The sequence below is a fragment of the Streptomyces sp. NPDC005281 genome, assembly GCF_040607495.1.
Taxonomy (GTDB): domain Bacteria; phylum Actinomycetota; class Actinomycetes; order Streptomycetales; family Streptomycetaceae; genus Streptomyces.
In genome coordinates this window covers 141,800-159,416 of sequence record NZ_JBEXGX010000014.1, presented here as the reverse complement: position 1 = coordinate 159,416, position 17,617 = coordinate 141,800, and the positions used below count along the sequence as shown (strand labels likewise).

Here is a 17,617-nt window from a genome sequence, read left to right as displayed (position 1 = left end):
CGCCAACGCTGTCCGAATAGCGGACAGTGCTGGACGGCGGCCGGCTGCCTCCAGGCGTCTTCCGGTCCCGGACGGAGATCCCCTTTCCCCTGCCCGTCACCAGTAGGGACAAGGTGGAGAGGGTCCGGGCCGGCGAGGTCCGCGACGGGCTCTCCGGCCTGGCGCGTTGTGGTCAACGCCACGGCGATCACGCCCGCGGCGCGGCCCGCCTGGAGCAGGCCTTTTGGCCCGTAATAGGGTCACGGCATGTTTGATGCCCTGACGGTCGCGACGGCCGTCGCCGCGCTCGCGCTCGCCGCCTGGTGCGGCTGGGCCGCCCACCGCGATCAGCCCACCAAGGACTGGCACTTCATCGGCATGGCCGTGGTGAGCGTGCTCGCCCTGGTCCAGCTGGTGATCGGCGTCGTCCAGCTGGCGCGCGGCGAGAAGGCGGAGCAGGGCACGACGATCTTCGTGGCGTATCTGATCGGCGCTTTCGCCTGCATTCCCGCCGCGGGTTTCATGTCGCTGGCGGAGCGCACCCGCTGGGGTTCGGTCACGGTGGCGGCGGGCGGCATCGTCCTCGCCGTGCTCGAAGTCCGGCTCTACGACATCTGGGGAGGCTGAGATGACGGCCACGGAGGAGGACACGAGCGTGCCTCGCGACGAACGGGACGGGCAGGAAGTGCGGGAGACGCAGGACACGACGGCACCGGAGCCCGCCGCCGGCACCAAGCGCGCGCGGCTCATCAGCGGCCCCGGCATCCTGCTGCTGTGGCTGTACGGAGTCATGGTGGTCGGCGCCGTCTCGCGGTCGGCCGTGCAGATCTCCACACAGTTCGACAAGGCGCCGCTGGCCTATTCGCTGTCCGCGGTCGCCGGTCTCGTCTACGGATTCATCACGTACTCGCTCGTGCGCGGCGGTGAGACGGCGCGCAGGGCGGCGCTGGTGTGCTGCGCCGCCGAGCTCGCGGGTGTACTGATCGTCGGAACCTGGACGCTGGTCGAGCCGTCCGCCTTCCCCGACGCCACGGTGTGGTCGGACTACGGCATGGGCTATCTCTTCATCCCGGTCCTGCTGCCGCTGTCGGCGATGTACTGGCTGCGCAAGGCGCGTACGACCGCCGGCTGACGGTCCGGCCGGAGCCGGCCGGGCTCAGGCGCTGGTGGCGTACGCGCCGGTGTCGGCGCCCTTGGCCAGGGTCACCAGCGTCATGCGCTCGCCCACCCGCTCCTGGGAGACGGGTGCGTAGCCGTGCTTGCGGTACAGGCGCAGATTGCGCTCGCTGCGGTGGCCGGTGAACAGCTGGAAGGACTTGGCCTCCCCCTCTGCGCCGAGGCGGGCCTCGATCGCGTCGAGCAGGCGTCCGCCCAGGCCGTGCCGCTGCATGCGCGGGTGCACGATGAGTTTGTTGATGCGGGCCGTGCCGTCGGTGTCGACGGCGCCGCGCACGGAGGCCACCACCTCGTCGCCGAGCCGGGCCACCAGGACGGTGCCGCCGGCCAGTTCCGCCCTGAGCGAGTCGAGCGGCTGGGTGAGCGGCTCGATGCCGTAGTCGCCGTACAGCTCGGCCTCGCTCTGGTAGCAGAGGTACTGAAGCTTCAGGATCGATTCCGCATCCTGCTCGGTCGCCGCCGAGATGGTCACGCTCATGCCCATGTGTGCATGCCTCCCGCTCACCTGTTCCGGTCGTCCCCCACTCCTATCCCCGTCGTCAGTGGGCCGCAACCTCCGCGGTCAGCAATCGCCGAAGACATCCAAGACATCTGGAACGTTCCGGACCAAGACTGCCCTGTGAGATACCCAACTCGCCCGCGATCTCCCGGTAGGTGAGGTCCTCGGGGGACAGCAGGGCGGCCACCAGATCCGGGCAGCGGCCGGGCAGCCGGCGCACCGCCGCGTGCAGCTCGCCGCGGCGGGCGGAGGCCGTAGCCCGCTGCTCCGGGCCCGGGCCGCCGTCGTCCGCGGGCTCGGTGGCGTAGGGCTGCTCGGCGCGGGCCCTGCGACGACTGCGGCGCGCCTCCGAGCGGACGGCCCGGCGCACCCAGCGCTGCGGGTCGGCGGGCGGTCCCGCCGCCTCCAGGCGTTCCAGCAGTCGCAGCCAGACGGCCTGTTCCAGGTCGCCGGGCTCGTCGCCGCAGGCGTGGGCCTCGGCCGACGCCTCGGCGGCGAGCAGCGGCCTCAGGGTGGTTACCAGCTCGTGGGTCATGACCGCAACGACACGGCCGCCCCGGCGAGAGGTTGCCGGGGCGGCCGTTTCTCACCCCATTCGGGAGGGGCGGGCTGTCCGTTGACGCAGGTCGGGCGCCGGTCCGGCTCCCCGCCCCGGTCCGCCGCCCGGCCGGGGCGACGGCCTCATCGCCCGAGGAAGTCCGCACGGGCCAGCACCGCGGTGTCCGCGTTGTCGGAGAAGACGCCGTCGATGCCCGTCTCGAAGTAGACCTTGAAGGCGCCGAAGGGATCGCCGTAGGCGTCCGCGGCGGCGCCCTTGCGGAAGTTCGCGGGCAGGAAGGGGTTCTCGTTGCGCATGGTGTACGGGTGCAGGATCAGGCCCGCGCGGTGCGCGTCGGCGACGAGCGTCGTCGCGCTCGTGAGGTTCCCGTCCGCGTCCTTCGGGATGACCAGGTCGAGCGTGGGGCCGATGCCCTGCGCGTACGAGGCGATCCACTCCAGGCCCTCGGGAGTCACGAGGTCGGCGACCGTGCGGGGGTCACCCGCCGCGACGAAGTCCCAGGGGCGGGTGTTCGCGGCCGACAGCAGGACGACGAGCGGGTTGCCGACGAGCTTGTCCAGCCGCTGGACGCTGCTCGGCTCGAAGGACTGGAGGATGACCGGCGAGTCCTTCTTGTCCTTGCCGTACTTGCGCAGCAGTTTCGCGACCCGCTCCTCCAGGCCGAGGCCGAGGGCCCGGAAGTAGGTGGGGTGCTTGGTCTCCGGGTAGATCCAGACCTGCTTGCCGCGCCTGCGGGTCTGCTCGTCCTGCCAGCGGAGCACCTCTTCGAAGGTGGGGATCTCCCAGCGGCCGTTGTAGAGGGTGTTGTGCGGACGGTTGGCGGGGATGCGTTCCACGGCGCGCAGGGTCTTCAGCTCGGCGAGCGTGAAGTCCTCGGTGAACCAGCCGGTGGTGGGGACCCCGTCGAGCGTCTTGGTGGTCCGGCGGCCGGCGAACTCGGGGTGCGCCGAGACGTCCGTGGTCCCGCCGATCTCGGGCTCGTGACGGCATACGAGGTGGCCGTCCCTGGTGGGCACCAGGTCGCCGGCCTCGACGACGTCGGCGCCCAGGTCGAGGGCCAGCTGATACGAGCCGAAGGTGTGCTCCGGCCGGTAGCCGCTGGCTCCGCGGTGACCGATGACGGTCGGTCTCGGCAGGCTCCGGTAGCCGCCCCCTCCGTGACGTCCGTCCGCGCTCGCGGTGCCGGGCAGGCCGAGGGCCGCTCCGCCCGCCCCGAGCACCGCGGCTCCCAGCAGCGTCCGCCGCGCCGTGCCCCGCTCCTGACCGTTCGACTTCTGCGCCCCCATGAGCGCTCCTCCCGCCGTAGGTGCCTGCCTGTCGAAGCGGGACGATCGTAGGTGCCGCCGCGTGACGGGAGGGAGGCCCGCGGCGGAACAGTGGGTGACCTCGAATGCCCTCCGGGATGCGGAATCTGACGGTCCATGGGCATCGGCCGGGGGCTCGGGGGTATGCGGTGCACGAAGGCGCGCGGACGGCCCCTTCGCCGGGCGCTCACCCGTTCGCCGGTACCGGTACGCGATGTCCGTCACACCGGACGACCCCGTGTCCACCGCTCACGGGCACGCAACCGCAGGTAAACGTAGGTCAACAGTGCGTATCCGGTCGATGAACCCGATGTGCAATCGACCGGGAACCGCGAGTATCGTCCTCACCTGCACATACTCCATACCGATCCCTTGACACCGGAGGGCCCGTTGTCCCGCTTCGCGCTCATCAAGGCAGTGCTCGGAACGATCATGCGCCTGATGTTCCGCCTACGGGTGGAAGGCGTGGAGCACATCCCGGGCGACGGCCCGGTGATCCTGGCCGGCAACCACCTCACATTCATCGACTCGATGATCCTTCCGCTGGTCTGCGACCGGCAGGTGTTCTTCATCGGCAAGGACGAGTACGTCACGGGCAAGGGGCTCAAGGGCCGTCTGATGGCGTGGTTCTTCACCGGCGTCGGCATGATCCCGGTGGACCGGGACGGTGCCAACGGCGGCGTGGCCGCGCTGATGACCGGCCGCCGCGTCCTGGAGGAGGGCAAGGTCTTCGGGATCTACCCCGAGGGCACCCGCTCCCCCGACGGCCGCCTGTACCGCGGCCGCACCGGTATCGCCCGCCTCACCCTGATGACCGGCTCCCCGGTCGTCCCGTTCGCGATGATCGGCACGGACAAGCTCCAGCCGGGCGGTGCGGGCATGCCGCGTCCGGGCAAGGTCACGGTCCGCTTCGGGCCGGCCATGGAGTTCTCGCGCTACGAGGGCATGGACCGCGACCGGTACGTGCTGCGCGCCGTGACCGACTCCGTGATGACCGAGGTCATGCGACTCTCCGGCCAGGAGTACGTCGACATGTACGCCACCAAGGCGAAGGCCGCCTAGCCTCGCCTCGGCCACACGCGAAGGCGTCCGCCTCTTCGCGCGGCACCGCGAAACCACACACGGGTGGGCCCCGGCCGGAAGCTTCCGGCCGGGGCCCACCCGTTTCGTACGGTCGAAGGACGGCCCGATGGGGGCCCTAGGACTCCAGGCGCTGGCCGCGCAGCAGGAACCAGGCCGCCGCCGCGGTGGCGAGCAGGACCACGGCGCCCGCGGCCGAGGCGAGGGCCAGACCGTCCACGAACGACTCCCTGGCCGCGGTCAGCAGTGCCTCGGCGGTGTGCTCGGGCAGGCCTCCGGCGGCCTCCACCGCTCCGCCCAGCGAGTCGTGCGCCTGGGCCGGTGTCCCCGCGGGGCCGGTGAAGCCCGCGTACACGCCGGTCACGACGGAGCCGAGCAGTGCGATGCCCAGAGCCGCGCCGAGTTCGTACGCCGTCTCGGAGACCGCGGACGCGGCGCCCGCCTGCTCCTTGGGCACGGCGGAGAGGATGACGTCGGCGGTGACGGTGAACGAGAAGCCCGCGCCGACACCGACGACCAGCAGGGCCGCGCCGAGCAGCGGGTAGCCGGTGGACCGGTCGAGCACGGTGAGCGTGCCGAGCGCGAGTCCCACCGCGGCGAGCCCGCCGGACACGACGGTCCGTACGGAGAAGCGCCGCGCGACCCGTCCCGCGACCAGGCCCGCCGCCACCGCGCCCACGGCGGCGGGGACTTCGGCGAGGCCCGCCTCGAACGGCCCCCGGCCCTGCACGAGTTGCAGGTACTGGGAGAGGAAGAACACGAGCCCGGACATGCCGAGCACGGTGAACAGATCGGCGAGCACCGCTCCGGAGAATCCCCGGTTGCGGAACAGGCGCACGTCCAGCAGCGGCTTGGGAAGCGTCAGTTGGCGGCGTACGAACCAGAAGAGGGCGCCCGCGCCCAGCAGACCGGCGCCGAGTGCCTGCCCGCTCGGCCCGTGCGCGGCGAGCCCCTTCACCGCGTACACCACACCGATGACACCGACGAGCGAGAGCGTCACGCTGATCAGGTCCCAGGGGCCGGGGTTCGGGCTCTTCGACTCGGGGAGCAGTTTGCGCCCGACGAGGACGAGGACCACCATCACCGGAACGTTGATGAGGAAGACCGAACCCCACCAGAAGTGTTCGAGCAGAAAGCCGCCGACGACGGGACCGACCGCCGTGCCCGCGGAGGCCGTCGCGCCCCAGATGCCGATGGCGAGACTGCGCTCGCGCGGGTCGTGGAAGATGTTGCGGATCAGGGCCAGGGTGGCGGGCATCAGGGTCGCGCCCGCGACACCGAGCAGCGCCCGCGCCAGGATCATCAACTCGGGTGTCGTGGCGTAGGCGTTGAGCACGGATATGAAGCCGAACGCCGTGGCGCCGGTGAGCAGCAGCCTCTTGCGGCCGATGCGGTCGCCGAGACTGCCCATGGAGACGAGCAGTCCCGCGATGACGAAGGAGTAGACGTCACCGATCCACAGAAGCTGCGTGCCCGAGGGCTGGAGGTCCTCGCTGATGTACGGGGTCGCGAGGCCGAGGACGGTCGCGTCGACGGCCACCAGCAGCACGGCGAGGACGAGCACGCAGAGCGCGAGCCAGCGGCCCGGTCGCCTCGGCGCCTCCGTCGCGACCGCCGGCCGCAGGGTGCTGGTCATGGTTCCTCTCTCCTGAGCGCACCGCCGAGCAGCAGCTCGACGATCATGTGGTGGAAGTCCTTGGCGGCGATCCGGCCCTCGGACACGGCCCAGGACGCCGAGGCCATCAGTCCGTAGAGCGCCTCGGTGAGCCAGGCCGGGGTGAGGTCGATGCGGAACTCGCCGCTCTCCTGGCCGCGCCGGAACAGCGCGGCCATCCGGGCCTCGAGCCGGGCCCAGCCCTCGTGCTGGCCTTCGCCCTCGAACAGCTGGTTCTCCGTGTAGAGGAAGGCGAGCAGTCCGGCCGCCTGCTCCAGCTCGCCCACGAGTCGGCGCACGGCCTCCTGGGCGGTGCCGTCGTCGAGGCGGGCCGCGTCCAGAGCGGCCTCGCACTCCTCGATGCCGAGCGCCTCCAGCGCGCGTACGAGCGCTTCGCGGCCGGCGAACTGGCGGTGCAGCGTGGCCCGGCTGATCCCGGCGGCCCTGGCCACCTCGTCCATCGTCGCGGTGGATTTGCGGGTGAGCAGGGCGGCTGCGCTGCGCAGCACGTGATCACGGTCGACTGCCATGAGACAAGGGTACCTCATGTGAGACATGAACGTCTCATCCTGGGCACGCGTGTCTCACACTGGTCTGGTCGGGCGGGTGCGGACGCCCTCCTTCGCGGCTTCCGTCGATTCGGGCGCTTCCGGTGCATTACCCCGTTCTGGCGCACCCGGTGCATTACCCCGTTCTGGCGCACCCGGTGCTTCAGGCGGTTCCGGCGCTCAGTGCCAGGGCAGCTGCCCGCGCCGCTCCCAGTAGGCCCGCGGTTCCTCCGTCAGGGCGGCGAGCCGGGAGAGCTGGCCGTCGTCGAGGTCGACGACGGCCGCGTGCAGGTTCGAGGCGAGCTGATTGGCGGTGGCCGCCCCCGACAGCACGACACCGGCCCAGGGCTGCCGCAGGATCAGGGCGAGGGCGACCGCGTCGCAGCCGAGGGAGGTCTCCTCGGCGACGGCGCGCAGCGCCTGAGGAGCGTGCGGCCCGGCGAGCCGCCCATTGCCCACGCCCTCCTTGACGATCACCGTGAGCCCGGCGTCGTGGGCCTCGGCGAGCGCCGGGGCGGCGGAGGTCTCCAGGACGTTGTACGTGGACTGCACGGTACGGAAGAGCGGCTCGCCGTCGACCGTGACGGCGAGCGCGGCGCGGATCGTCTCCGCCTGGGCGGGCCCACTGGTGGAGAAGCCGACCGACAGACCGCCGGCGGCCGCTTCGGCGAGGGCCGCGTGCAGCTCCTTGTCGGTGAGGGCCGGGCTGTCCGGGGTCATCGAGTGGATCTGGTACAGGTCGAGCCGGTCGCCGAGCAGTTCCGCCGTCTCGGCGCGCTGCCGCTCGTACATGGCGAGACCGTGGTCCTTGACCTCGTGCGCCTCGGCGTCGGTACGCCAGTCGGCCGTGTAGGCGTAGCCCCATTTACTGCCGATGACGACGTCGTCGACATCCGGGCGGCCGCTCAGCCAGCCGGCGAGGAACTCCTCGGACCGGCCGTAGGAACGGGCCACGTCGAAGTAGCGCACGCCCTGGGCGTAGGCGGCTTCGAGGAGTTCATGGGTGCGCTCGCGCAGGGCGTCGACACTGCGGTCGGCCGGGAGGTCCTCCTCGCGTCCGAGGTTGATGTAGCCCGGGCGGCCCACCGCGGCGAGCCCCAGGCCGAGGTGGGCGGTGGCGGTCGTGGCTGAGGCGAGACGTGCGAAGGGCATCGCGGCTCCGTTCGGTCGGCTCCTTTGCGGCTCCCGGCCAAAGTAACCCGCGACACCCTCCGTCGTACGTCACCCGCCCCGGCCCGCGGACCGTGTCCGCTCATCGGGCCGGGGCGGGCGGCGTTCACCTCTCGGCTCCCGCGCGGGCGGAAGGTGCCCGCCTCGGTGCTACTTGTTCCGCTTGGCCGCCGCCCACGTCTGCTGGACGGCGACGTCCGACTTGATCTCGGCGAGCTGGATCGCGACGGCGCTGGGGGCCGTACCGCCGCGGCCGTCGCGGGAGGCGAGGGCTCCGGGCACGTCGAGGACGGTCCGCACCTCGGGCGTCAGATGCGCCGAGATCTTCGCGAACTGCTCGTCGGTCAGCTCGTCCAGTTCCTTGCCGTCCGCCTCGGCGACCTTCACGCACTCGCCGGCGACCTCGTGCGCGACCCGGAACGGCACACCCTGCCTGACCAGCCACTCGGCGATGTCGGTGGCGAGCGAGAAGCCGGCCGGGGCCAGCTCCTCCATGCGCTCGCGGTGGACAGTGAGCGTGGCCATCATGCCGGTGAAGGCGGGGAGCAGGACCTCCAGCTGGTCGCAGGAGTCGAAGACCGGCTCCTTGTCCTCCTGGAGATCGCGGTTGTACGCGAGGGGCAGCGCCTTGAGCGTGGCCATCAGCCCGGTCAGATTGCCGATCAGCCGGCCCGACTTGCCGCGCGCCAGCTCGGCGATGTCCGGGTTCTTCTTCTGCGGCATGATCGACGAGCCGGTGGAGAACGCGTCGTGGAGGGTGACGAAGGAGAACTCCTTCGTGTTCCAGATGATGACCTCCTCGGCGATCCGGGAGAGGTTCACGCCGATCATCGCGGTGATGAAGGCGAACTCGGCCACGAAGTCGCGGGAGGCCGTGCCGTCGATGGAGTTGGCGACACTGCCGTGCTCGAAGCCGAGGTCCCTGGCCACCGCCTCCGGGTCCAGGCCGAGGGAGGAACCGGCCAGCGCGCCGGAGCCGTACGGCGAGACGGCCGTCCGCTCGTCCCACTGGCGCAGCCGCTCCGCGTCCCGGGACAGGGACTGGACATGGGCCAGGACGTGATGGGCGAACAGGACGGGCTGGGCGTGCTGAAGATGCGTACGGCCGGGCATCGCCACGTCCGGGTGCGCCTCCGCCAGGCCGATCAGCGCCTCCTGGAGGTCGGCGATCAGACCGCCGATGATCCGGGCGTGGTCGCGCAGGTACATCCGGAAGAGCGTGGCCACCTGGTCGTTGCGGGAGCGGCCGGCGCGGAGCTTGCCGCCGAGGTCGGGGCCGAGGCGCTCGAGGAGGCCGCGCTCCAGAGCCGTGTGCACGTCCTCGTCGGCGATCGTGCCGACGAAGGAGCCGTCGGTGACGTCCGCCTCCAGCCGGTCGAGGCCCTCGATCATGCGCGTGAGCTCGTCCTCGGTGAGCAGGCCCGCGGCGCTCAGGACGCGCGCGTGCGCACGGGAACCGGCGATGTCGTACGGCGCGAGGCGCCAGTCGAAGTGGACCGAGGCGGACAGCTTGGCCAGGGCCTCGGCGGGACCGTCGGCGAACCGTCCGCCCCAGAGCCGGACGTCACCGCTGTTGCTGCTCACGTGCGTTGCTCCTCGAAAGGTGTGGATGTGCCACCGCCTCCCCACGCGCGAGTGAGGAGGCGGCTGTCGGTCCAGTGTGCGGGACTGCCGGCGGCGGCGGACACGCGCCGCGCCAAGTCCCGTACGGCTTACGCCAGATCCCGCTTGGCGGCGATCTTCGACGACAGGCTGTAGATGTCGATGAAGCCCTTGGCCGCGGCCTGGTCGAAGGTGTCGCCGGTGTCGTACGTGGCGAGGTCGAAGTCGTAGAGCGAGGTGTCGGAGCGCCGGCCCGTGACGACCGCGCGGCCGCCGTGCAGGGTCATCCGGATGTCGCCGTTGACGTGCTGGTTGGCCTCGTCGATGAAGCCGTCCAGGGCGCGCTTGAGCGGGGAGAACCACTGGCCGTCGTAGACCAGTTCGCCCCAGCGCTGCTCGACCTGCCGCTTGTAGCGGGCGAGTTCGCGCTCGACGGTGACGTTCTCCAGCTCCTGGTGGGCGGTGATCAGCGCGATCGCGCCCGGAGCCTCGTACACCTCACGGGACTTGATGCCCACGAGCCGGTCCTCGACCATGTCGATCCGGCCGATGCCCTGGGCGCCGGCGCGCTCGTTGAGCTGCTGGATGGCCTGGAGGACGCTGACGGGCTTGCCGTCGACGGCGACCGGGACGCCCTGCTTGAAGGTGATGATCACCTCGTCGGCCTCGCGGGCCTCGGCCGGGTTCGCGGTGTACTCGTAGATGTCCTCGATCGGGGCGTTCCAGATGTCCTCCAGGAAGCCCGTCTCGACCGCGCGCCCGAAGACGTTCTGGTCGATGGAGTACGGGGACTTCTTGGAGGTGGCGATCGGGAGCTGCTTCTCCTCGCAGAACGCGATCGCCTTGTCCCGGGTCATCGCGTAGTCGCGGACCGGGGCGATGCACTTGAGGTCGGGGGCCAGCGCGACGATGCCGGCCTCGAACCGCACCTGGTCGTTGCCCTTGCCGGTGCAGCCGTGGGCGACCGTGGTGGCGCCGTGCTTCTGGGCGGCGGCGACGAGGTGCTTGACGATCGTCGGCCGGGAGAGGGCGGAGACCAGCGGGTAGCGGTCCATGTAGAGGGCGTTGGCCTTGATCGCCGGGAGGCAGTACTCGTCGGCGAACTCGTCCTTGGCGTCCGCGACCTCGGCCTCGACGGCACCACAGGCGAGCGCCCGCTTGCGGATGACGTCCAGGTCCTCGCCGCCCTGGCCGACGTCGACCGCGACGGCGATGACCTCGGCGCCCGTCTCCTCGGCGATCCAGCCGATGGCGACGGAGGTGTCCAGACCGCCTGAGTAGGCGAGTACGACGCGCTCGGCCACGGGGTTCTCCTCACAGTGCATTCGCTGATATGCATGAGTATGCAGCACTCTGCATGATTCGTCAATCGTGGCCCGCCCCGGGGCGCTCGGCCGGGGAATCTTCACCGAGGGTTGAACACGCGTAATCGTTTCCGCGTATCTCCCGCTGAACGCAGGCGCCGCGTTCACGCACGACAGGCACACGGACGATGACCGACTGGTCGAACACCAGTGGTCGTCCGCCCCCGACCCGAGTGAGGATTCCGCATGTCCAGGGCTCTTCCGAAGTACAACAAGCGGCGCGTCGTGATGATCGGCGGAGCCTCCGCCGTGGTGCTGTCCGCGGCCGTGATCGCCGGCAGCGCCCTGGCGGGCGAGACGCACAACAACGCCCAGAACGCCACGACGAAGGCCGCCGCGAACACGGTGAACTGCCCCGCGGTCGCCCCGAGTCTGCCCGCGGTCCCCGCCTCCGCGAAGGCCGAGGTCGACCGCAACCTCGCCCTGCTCGACACCCAGATCGCCGAGGCGAACAAGCGACTGGTCGACACCGTCGGACAGGGCGGCCCGAACTTCGTCCAGAACGCGATCCTCGGCCCCCTCAAGGACAAGCGCGTCGCCACCGTCAACCGCATCGCGACGGCCATCGGCCGCACCGCCGCCAAGCCTCAGGGTCTGGACGCGCTCGCGCCCTGCACCCTGAACACCGCGGGAGGCGCGGCCGCCGGCGGTACGGGCGCCGCCACCGCCGCGCCGAGCGCCGCGGCCACCGCGCAGGCGGGCGGGGCCGCATCCGGAACGGGTGCCGCCACCGCCGCCGGCACCATCACCTGCCCGGACGTCGCCTCACAGCTGCCCGCCGTCCCGGTCACCGCGAAGGCCGAGGTCGACCGCAACCTCACCCTGCTCGGCACGCAGATCGCCGAGGCGAACAAGCGACTGGCCGACACCGTCGGACAGGGTGGCCCGAACTTCGTCCAGAACGCGATCCTCGGCCCCCTCAAGGACAAGCGGGTCTCCACCATCGACCGCATCGCGATCTCCATCGGCCGCACCGCCGCCAAGCCCACCGGACTGGACACTCTGGCCGCCTGCACGCTCACCAAGTGACCTGACCGGTGACGTGGGCCGCCCCGAAGACGCCGACCGGGGCGGCCCACGGGTTCCGGCGGTGCCCCTGAACGACGCCGCCGGAACCCGCAATCCCTTAGACAGACGAAAGACTTTCCCCGATAATCGTTAGCCATGGGAAAGACCTACGAACGCATCGACGGCCGCCTCCGCACCTTCATCGAGGCACAGCCCCTCTTCTTCACCGCGACCGCGCCACTGTCCGGGGACGGCACGGTCAACCTCTCACCCAAAGGGCTCACCGGCTCGTTCGCCGTCCTCGACGAACTGACCGTGGCGTATCTGGACTTCGCCGGGAGCAACGCGGAGACGATCGCGCATCTGCGCGAGAACGGCCGGATCACCCTGATGTGGTGCGCCTTCCAGGGCCCGCCCAACATCGTCCGGGTGCACGGCCACGGCGAACCGGTCTTCCGCGACGACCCCCGCTTCGAGGAACTCCTCACCCACTTCGGCGGCATCGACCCGGCCCGGCACGGGCTGCGCGCCATCATCGTCGTGACCGCCGAGCTGGTCCGCGACACCTGCGGCTACGCGGTGCCCTTCATGAGCTACGACGAGGACCGCGACCTGCACGGCAAGCGCTTCGCCCGCGAGGACGACGCCTCGCTGAACGCGTACTTCACCAAGAAGGAGCACATCGCGACGAGCCTGGACGGACTTCCCGGGCTGCCGCTGCCATTGCCCCCCAGTACGGTCTGAGCCATGCGCCTCGGAGCCGCCGTCCTCGCGTCCGCGTCCCTGTTCGCCCTGGCCCCGAGCGGGCCTCCGCCCCCCGCCGTGCTTCCCTCGCGGCTGGCCGACACCGGTGGCGGGAGCCAGCTCGTCACCGCCGAGGCGCCGCGCGGGAACGCGACCTCGGGGACCCTCACCTGGTGGGACCTTCGGGGCGGGCGCTGGGTGCGGGCCGGCTCGGCGCCCGCGCGGTTCGGGGCGCGCGGACTCGTCGAGGGCGGAGCCCGGCGCCAGGGCACGAACACCACACCCACGGGCCTGTACGAGCTGCCGTACGCGTTCGGGACCCGGGCGGCGCCGGACGGGACCGCGATGCCGTACCGCCGGGTGAACCAGAATTCGTGGTGGTGCCAGGACAACGACTCCCGGTCGTACAACCGGTGGACCGAACCCCGCCCGGCGGACTGCCGGGCCGGGGAGTCCGAGCATCTGATCACCTACGACAAGCAGTACGCGTACGCCCTCGTCATCGGCTTCAACTACGGGCGGCCGGTACGGGGGCGTGGAGCGGGGATCTTCCTCCATGTCGACGGGAGCGGGCCCACGGCCGGTTGTGTGTCCGTGCCCGAGGACGCGATGCGGCGGATCCTCGCGTGGGCCGATCCGGCGCGCGGACCCCACATCGCCATCGGCACGACGGGCGGGGAGACGGCGCTCACCCGGTACTGACGGCGCCGGGGGACGGGCCGGTGCTCAGGCCGCGGGGAGTCCGACCGTGAACGTGGTCGCTCCCGGACGGCTCTCCAGGGTGACCGTCCCGTCGTGCGCCTCGACCACGGCCGCCACGATCGACAGGCCGAGCCCCGCTCCGCTGCCGGAGGCGTCGGCGCGGCGGCGGTCCGCCCGGGTGAAGCGCTCGAAGACGCCGGGCCGGACGTCCTCGGGGACCCCGGGTCCGTCGTCGTGGACCTTCAGCACGGCCTCCTCCCCGGCACGCTCAAGGGACACCGTCACCCGGGTGCCCACCGGCGTGTGGACCCGCGCGTTGGCCAGCAGGTTGGCCGACACCTGCTGGAGCCGGTGGGCGTCGCCCACGACGGTCACCGGCTCCTCCGCCAGTTCCAGTACCCAGCGGTGTCCGGGGCCCGCCGCGCGGGCGTCGGTCACCGCGTCGAGGACTAGGTGGGTGAGGTCGACGGGAAGCCGTTCCAGGGGGCGGCCGGCGTCGAGGCGGGCCAGCAGGAGCAGGTCGTCGACCATCTCGCCCATGCGCGCGGACTCGGCGGCGATGCGTTCGAGGGCGCGGGTCACCTTCGGGGGCACCGGGCCGGGGTGCAGCAGCGCGAGCTCGGCGTGACCGCGGACGGAGGCGACCGGGGTGCGCAGCTCGTGGCTGGCGTCGGCGGCGAAGGTGCGCAGCCGTTCCTCGCTCGCGTGCCGCTTGGTGAGCGCGTCCTCGACATGGCCGAGCATGCGGTTGAAGGCCCCGGCGACCCGGCCCACCTCGCTGCGCGGGTCCGAGTCGGGCGCCCGGGGTGGCAGTGCCACCTCGCCGCTGGCGAGCGGGAGTTCACTGACCCGGGTGGCGGTCGCGGCGACCCGGTTCAGCGGCCGGAGCGAGATGCGCACCCACAGGGCCCCGGCGACTCCCGCGACGACGAGGGCCACGCCGAAGACCAGGGAGGCGACGAGTTCCAGCCGGTGGACGGCCGTGTCGACAGGTTCGGTGGGCAGTCCGGTGATCAGTACGTCACCGTCCTTGCCGGACGTCGCCAGGACGCGGTAGTCGCCCAGGGACGACAGGCAGACGGTGTGGGCACGGCCGTCCACCGGGACCGCGGCCAGGACCGCCTCGTCGTGGGCGCTCGGATCCACGTTCCGGACGGCCGTGCCGGAACCCGGCGGCACGATGGCGGCGTTGGTGACCTCGCCGCCGACCAGGCGTGCTCCGAGCGTGCCGGTGCCCTGGCGCCGGGTGTCGCCGAATTCGTCCCCGTCGTGGTCGGACGGCTTCGTCGAGCCGTGCTCGAGGCTCGCCGGGAACCGTGGCCCGGCCTCCTGGAGCTGCTGGTCGAGGCGGCCGGTCAGAAATCCGTCCAGCTCGTAGACCGCGGCCACGCCGACGGCCGCGCAGCTGACGGCCAGGAGCACCACCAGTCCGGCGGTGAGGCGGGCACGCATCGTGCGGGGCCGCGGCAGCGCGCGCAGGACGGCCGCGGGCCGCCACCACCGACGGCTCCCGTCACCGCCCCCGGCGCCCGCTCCGGATCCGGATCCGGCGCCCGCTCCGGCACCGGCTCCGGCCCCCGATCCGGCTCCAGCTCCAGCACCGGCACCGGCTCCGGCCTCAGCACCGGCTCCGGCCCCCGATCCGGCTCCAGCTCCAGCACCGGCACCGGCTCCGGCCTCAGCACCGGCTCCAGCACCGGTCCCTGGTCGGGCCCCAGCACCGGCCCCGGGTCCCGCACCAGTCCCCGTCTCGGCCCGTTTGTTCGCGCTCATCGGCCCGCCGCGGGCTTGATGACGTACCCGGCGCCCCGGACCGTGTGGATCATCGGATCGCGGCCCGCGTCGACCTTCTTGCGCAGATAGGAGATGTAGAGCTCGACGACATGGGCCTGGCCTCCGAAGTCGTAGGACCAGACGCGGTCGAGGATCTGTGCCTTGCTGAGCACGCGGCGTGGATTGCGCATCAGATAGCGCAGCAGTTCGAACTCGGTCGGCGACAGCTCGACCAGGTCGCCGCCCCGGGTCACCTCCCGGGCCTCCTCGTCCATCGCCAGGTCCCCGACGACGAGCCGTGGGCCCTCGTCGACGCGGCGGGCCATACCGGCGCGGCGCAGCAGTCCGCGCAGCCGGGCGACGACCTCCTCCAGGCTGAAGGGCTTGGTGACGTAGTCGTCGCCGCCCGCCGTGATGCCCGCGATGCGGTCCTCCACCGCGTCCCGGGCGGTGAGGAAGAGGACGCAGACGCCCGGAAGCACGGTGTGCAGGTCGCGCAGCACGGTGAAGCCGTCGGTGTCCGGGAGCATCACGTCGAGGACGACGGCGTCGGGCAGCAACTCGCGCGCCCCCGCGGCGGCCGAGGCGCCGTCGCAGGCGGTACGGACCTCCCAGCCCTCGTAGCGCAGCGCGCCGCAGAGGACCTCGGCCAGATCCGGATCGTCGTCGACGACGAGGACGCGGACGGGGGTGCCGTCGGGCCGGGTGAGCGTGGGCGGCCTCACGGTGCCACGGGAGCGGACGGCGCCGTCACCGGGTCCGTCGGCGACGCCGGGCCCCGGGACGACGGGTGTACCAGGGTCCCGGCCGGGTGAGGTCTCGGGGCCCGGGGCCTCGGGGTCTGGGGAGGAAGTGTTCATGTCGTCTTCCAGCATCGCTCCTGCGGGGACCGCTCCGGGCCTCACGGCCTCTGAGTTTCCTCTGAGTCGCCTCTGCCCGGAAAATCCCTTGCCCCCGCCGCTTCCCGTCCCCCGGTCTCCCCTCCCCCGTCGCTCTCAGTTCGCTGTGAGTCCGCCCGGAAGGGGCCGGTTCAGAGCCGTCTCAGAGGTTCACGACGCAGAGTTTCCTCCTGGACGGCAGGAAGAGGGACGGACAGATGACCACGGTGGACGAGCGGGCGGACCCGCGCACGACACGAGGACGCGGGCGGCCCCGCCCCTCACCCGCGGGGCCGCTGCTCGCCCTGCTGTGGGCGGGAGCGGCCGGCGTTCTCGCCCTGTGGTGGACGGACACCCGGTCGGTGGTGGGCCTGGCCGGCTGGCTGACCGACGCCGGACGGATCGCCGGGCTGCTGTGCGGCTACAGCTGCGCCGTCCTGGTGGCGCTCATGGCCCGGGTCCCGCTCCTGGAGCGGCGCGTCGGCTCAGACCGGGTGGCCCGCTGGCACGCCATGGCCGGCCGCTACACGATCTGTCTGCTGGTCGCGCACGTGACGCTGATCCTCTTCGGCTACGCGGCCCAGGACGGGACAGGCGTCGTCCACGAGACGCTGAGCGTGGTGTTCGACTACCCGGACATGCTCAAGGCGACGAACGGCACCGTCATCCTGTTCGCCGTCGGGATCACCTCGGCACGCCTGGCCCGCCGCCGGATCAGGCACGAGTTCTGGTACTACGTGCATCTGCTGACGTACGCGGCGGTCTTCCTGGCCTTCTTCCACCAGCTCGCCCTCGGCTCCGACTTCGTCGGCAACGCGCCGGCGCGGGCGGCCTGGTACACCCTCTACCTCGGTACGGCCGCGCTCGTCGTGTGGTTCCGGCTGCTCGCTCCGGTGCGGCTGAACCGGCGCCACCGGCTGCGCGTCGAGTCCGTGCACCGGGAGTCCCCCGGGGTCTTCTCGGTCGTGATCCGCGGGGAGCGTCTGGACGAACTGAGCGCGCGGGCCGGGCAGTTCTTCCGCTGGCGGTTCCTCGCGGACGGAATGCGGTGGACCTCGACGCCGTACTCGCTGTCGGCACCGCCCCGGCCGGACCGGATGCGCATCACGGTGAAGGCGCTCGGCGACCACAGCGCGGCCGTCGGGATGCTGCGTCCCGGCACCCGGGTGTGGGCGGAGGGCCCCTACGGCTCACTGACGGCGGACCGGAGCAGTTCGCCGAAGGCCCTGCTGATCGCGGGCGGCGTCGGCATCACCCCGCTGCGCGCCCTGTTCGAGACGCTGCCCGACCAGGTCACGCTCCTCTACCGGGCGCGTACGGCCGAGGACCTGGCCCTCGGCGCCGAGCTGGAGGACATCGCACGGTGGCGCGGGGCCCGCGTCCTGTACGCGCTCAACGCCGCCGACGGCACCCGCCCGCGGTTCACCGCCGAGTCGCTGCGCGGGGCCGTGCCGGACGTCGCCGAGCACGACGTCTATCTCTGCGGGCCCCCGGGGATGGCGCGGGACCTGTACGGGGCACTGCGCGCCGCGGGTGTCCCCGACCGTCGTATCCACCACGAGTCGTTCGAGCTGTGA

Annotated in this window: 17 protein-coding genes; 7 read left to right on the top strand and 10 right to left on the bottom strand. The window is 71.8% G+C overall.

The window, feature by feature from the left end; translation table 11 throughout:
- The first annotated feature begins 246 nt into the window (after positions 1–246).
- Positions 247–606: a hypothetical protein gene (locus tag ABZV42_RS21065; protein WP_356053096.1), complete on the top strand. Its 360-nt coding sequence runs from the start codon at positions 247–249 to the stop codon at positions 604–606.
- A 1-nt stretch (position 607) separates the two neighbouring features.
- The gene (locus ABZV42_RS21060) at positions 608–1,111 is read left to right on the top strand and encodes a hypothetical protein (protein ID WP_355978314.1); all 504 of its coding nucleotides are present in this window, start codon (positions 608–610) and stop codon (positions 1,109–1,111) included.
- Between the two features lie 24 nt (positions 1,112–1,135).
- Here the strand turns inward: ABZV42_RS21060 and ABZV42_RS21055 are convergent, their stop codons facing one another.
- The 3 genes from ABZV42_RS21055 to ABZV42_RS21045 all read right to left on the bottom strand — a co-directional run bounded on the left by ABZV42_RS21055 (position 1,136) and on the right by ABZV42_RS21045 (position 3,499).
- Positions 1,136–1,639 carry a GNAT family N-acetyltransferase gene (locus ABZV42_RS21055; protein ID WP_355978317.1) on the bottom strand — a complete coding sequence of 168 codons (504 nt, stop codon included), beginning with the start codon at positions 1,637–1,639 and terminating at the stop codon, positions 1,136–1,138.
- Between the two features lie 55 nt (positions 1,640–1,694).
- Complete coding sequence (locus tag ABZV42_RS21050; protein WP_355978320.1) at positions 1,695–2,189, bottom strand: sigma-70 family RNA polymerase sigma factor; 495 nt, start codon at positions 2,187–2,189, stop codon at positions 1,695–1,697.
- Between the two features lie 146 nt (positions 2,190–2,335).
- Entirely contained in the window at positions 2,336–3,499 is a 1,164-nt protein-coding gene (locus ABZV42_RS21045; protein WP_356053095.1) for a glycerophosphodiester phosphodiesterase, read from the bottom strand.
- A 390-nt stretch (positions 3,500–3,889) separates the two neighbouring features.
- Between ABZV42_RS21045 and ABZV42_RS21040 the strand changes: the two genes are divergently transcribed.
- Positions 3,890–4,579, top strand: coding sequence for a lysophospholipid acyltransferase family protein (locus ABZV42_RS21040; RefSeq protein WP_355978325.1), 690 nt, complete (start codon positions 3,890–3,892; stop codon positions 4,577–4,579).
- A gap of 136 nt (positions 4,580–4,715) precedes the next feature.
- Here the strand turns inward: ABZV42_RS21040 and ABZV42_RS21035 are convergent, their stop codons facing one another.
- The 5 genes from ABZV42_RS21035 to ABZV42_RS21015 form a co-directional block, all read right to left on the bottom strand.
- Positions 4,716–6,233, bottom strand: coding sequence for an MFS transporter (locus ABZV42_RS21035; RefSeq protein ID WP_356053094.1), 1,518 nt, complete (start codon positions 6,231–6,233; stop codon positions 4,716–4,718).
- Positions 6,230–6,781 (bottom strand): helix-turn-helix domain-containing protein, encoded by a 552-nt coding sequence (locus ABZV42_RS21030; protein ID WP_356053093.1) that lies wholly within the window; start codon positions 6,779–6,781, stop codon positions 6,230–6,232. Before ABZV42_RS21030 ends, ABZV42_RS21035 begins: the two co-directional genes overlap by 4 nt.
- A 198-nt stretch (positions 6,782–6,979) precedes the next feature.
- Positions 6,980–7,951, bottom strand: a complete 972-nt coding sequence (locus ABZV42_RS21025) for an aldo/keto reductase (protein ID WP_355978334.1) — start codon at positions 7,949–7,951, stop codon at positions 6,980–6,982.
- A gap of 168 nt (positions 7,952–8,119) precedes the next feature.
- Positions 8,120–9,553: an argininosuccinate lyase gene (argH, locus tag ABZV42_RS21020; RefSeq protein ID WP_355978336.1), complete on the bottom strand. Its 1,434-nt coding sequence runs from the start codon at positions 9,551–9,553 to the stop codon at positions 8,120–8,122.
- Positions 9,554–9,681: 128 nt separating this feature from the next.
- Complete coding sequence (locus tag ABZV42_RS21015; protein ID WP_355978339.1) at positions 9,682–10,875, bottom strand: argininosuccinate synthase; 1,194 nt, start codon at positions 10,873–10,875, stop codon at positions 9,682–9,684.
- 246 nt (positions 10,876–11,121) lie between these two features.
- Between ABZV42_RS21015 and ABZV42_RS21010 the strand changes: the two genes are divergently transcribed.
- From ABZV42_RS21010 to ABZV42_RS21000, 3 genes are all read left to right on the top strand, one after another.
- Positions 11,122–11,964 (top strand): hypothetical protein, encoded by an 843-nt coding sequence (locus ABZV42_RS21010; protein ID WP_356053092.1) that lies wholly within the window; start codon positions 11,122–11,124, stop codon positions 11,962–11,964.
- A 135-nt stretch (positions 11,965–12,099) separates the two neighbouring features.
- The gene (locus ABZV42_RS21005; protein ID WP_356053091.1) at positions 12,100–12,687 is read left to right on the top strand and encodes a pyridoxamine 5'-phosphate oxidase family protein; all 588 of its coding nucleotides are present in this window, start codon (positions 12,100–12,102) and stop codon (positions 12,685–12,687) included.
- A 3-nt stretch (positions 12,688–12,690) separates the two neighbouring features.
- Complete coding sequence (locus ABZV42_RS21000; RefSeq protein ID WP_355978348.1) at positions 12,691–13,389, top strand: L,D-transpeptidase family protein; 699 nt, start codon at positions 12,691–12,693, stop codon at positions 13,387–13,389.
- A gap of 24 nt (positions 13,390–13,413) precedes the next feature.
- On the opposite strand, the gene ABZV42_RS20995 is transcribed toward ABZV42_RS21000, so the two are convergent.
- Both ABZV42_RS20995 and ABZV42_RS20990 read right to left on the bottom strand, forming a co-directional pair.
- Positions 13,414–14,841 (bottom strand): HAMP domain-containing sensor histidine kinase, encoded by a 1,428-nt coding sequence (locus ABZV42_RS20995; RefSeq protein ID WP_355978350.1) that lies wholly within the window; start codon positions 14,839–14,841, stop codon positions 13,414–13,416.
- 317 nt (positions 14,842–15,158) lie between these two features.
- Positions 15,159–16,022, bottom strand: a complete 864-nt coding sequence (locus ABZV42_RS20990; RefSeq protein WP_356053090.1) for a response regulator transcription factor — start codon at positions 16,020–16,022, stop codon at positions 15,159–15,161.
- A gap of 236 nt (positions 16,023–16,258) precedes the next feature.
- Between ABZV42_RS20990 and ABZV42_RS20985 the strand changes: the two genes are divergently transcribed.
- Positions 16,259–17,617, top strand: coding sequence for a ferredoxin reductase family protein (locus tag ABZV42_RS20985; protein WP_356053089.1), 1,359 nt, complete (start codon positions 16,259–16,261; stop codon positions 17,615–17,617).

What these genes read in the sequence shown, in the direction of transcription:
- ABZV42_RS21060 (WP_355978314.1), top strand. Translation starts at nt 608, where the DNA reads ATGACGGCCACGGAGGAGGACACGAGCGTGCCTCGCGACGAACGGGAC.
- ABZV42_RS21030 (WP_356053093.1), bottom strand. Translation starts at nt 6,781, where the DNA reads ATGGCAGTCGACCGTGATCACGTGCTGCGCAGCGCAGCCGCCCTGCTC.
- ABZV42_RS21025 (WP_355978334.1), bottom strand. Translation starts at nt 7,951, where the DNA reads ATGCCCTTCGCACGTCTCGCCTCAGCCACGACCGCCACCGCCCACCTC.
- ABZV42_RS21045 (WP_356053095.1), bottom strand. Translation starts at nt 3,499, where the DNA reads ATGGGGGCGCAGAAGTCGAACGGTCAGGAGCGGGGCACGGCGCGGCGG.
- ABZV42_RS20995 (WP_355978350.1), bottom strand. Translation starts at nt 14,841, where the DNA reads ATGCGTGCCCGCCTCACCGCCGGACTGGTGGTGCTCCTGGCCGTCAGC.
- ABZV42_RS21005 (WP_356053091.1), top strand. Translation starts at nt 12,100, where the DNA reads ATGGGAAAGACCTACGAACGCATCGACGGCCGCCTCCGCACCTTCATC.
- ABZV42_RS21000 (WP_355978348.1), top strand. Translation starts at nt 12,691, where the DNA reads ATGCGCCTCGGAGCCGCCGTCCTCGCGTCCGCGTCCCTGTTCGCCCTG.
- ABZV42_RS20990 (WP_356053090.1), bottom strand. Translation starts at nt 16,022, where the DNA reads ATGAACACTTCCTCCCCAGACCCCGAGGCCCCGGGCCCCGAGACCTCA.
- ABZV42_RS21055 (WP_355978317.1), bottom strand. Translation starts at nt 1,639, where the DNA reads ATGGGCATGAGCGTGACCATCTCGGCGGCGACCGAGCAGGATGCGGAA.
- ABZV42_RS21010 (WP_356053092.1), top strand. Translation starts at nt 11,122, where the DNA reads ATGTCCAGGGCTCTTCCGAAGTACAACAAGCGGCGCGTCGTGATGATC.
- ABZV42_RS21050 (WP_355978320.1), bottom strand. Translation starts at nt 2,189, where the DNA reads ATGACCCACGAGCTGGTAACCACCCTGAGGCCGCTGCTCGCCGCCGAG.
- ABZV42_RS21065 (WP_356053096.1), top strand. Translation starts at nt 247, where the DNA reads ATGTTTGATGCCCTGACGGTCGCGACGGCCGTCGCCGCGCTCGCGCTC.
- ABZV42_RS20985 (WP_356053089.1), top strand. Translation starts at nt 16,259, where the DNA reads ATGACCACGGTGGACGAGCGGGCGGACCCGCGCACGACACGAGGACGC.
- ABZV42_RS21035 (WP_356053094.1), bottom strand. Translation starts at nt 6,233, where the DNA reads ATGACCAGCACCCTGCGGCCGGCGGTCGCGACGGAGGCGCCGAGGCGA.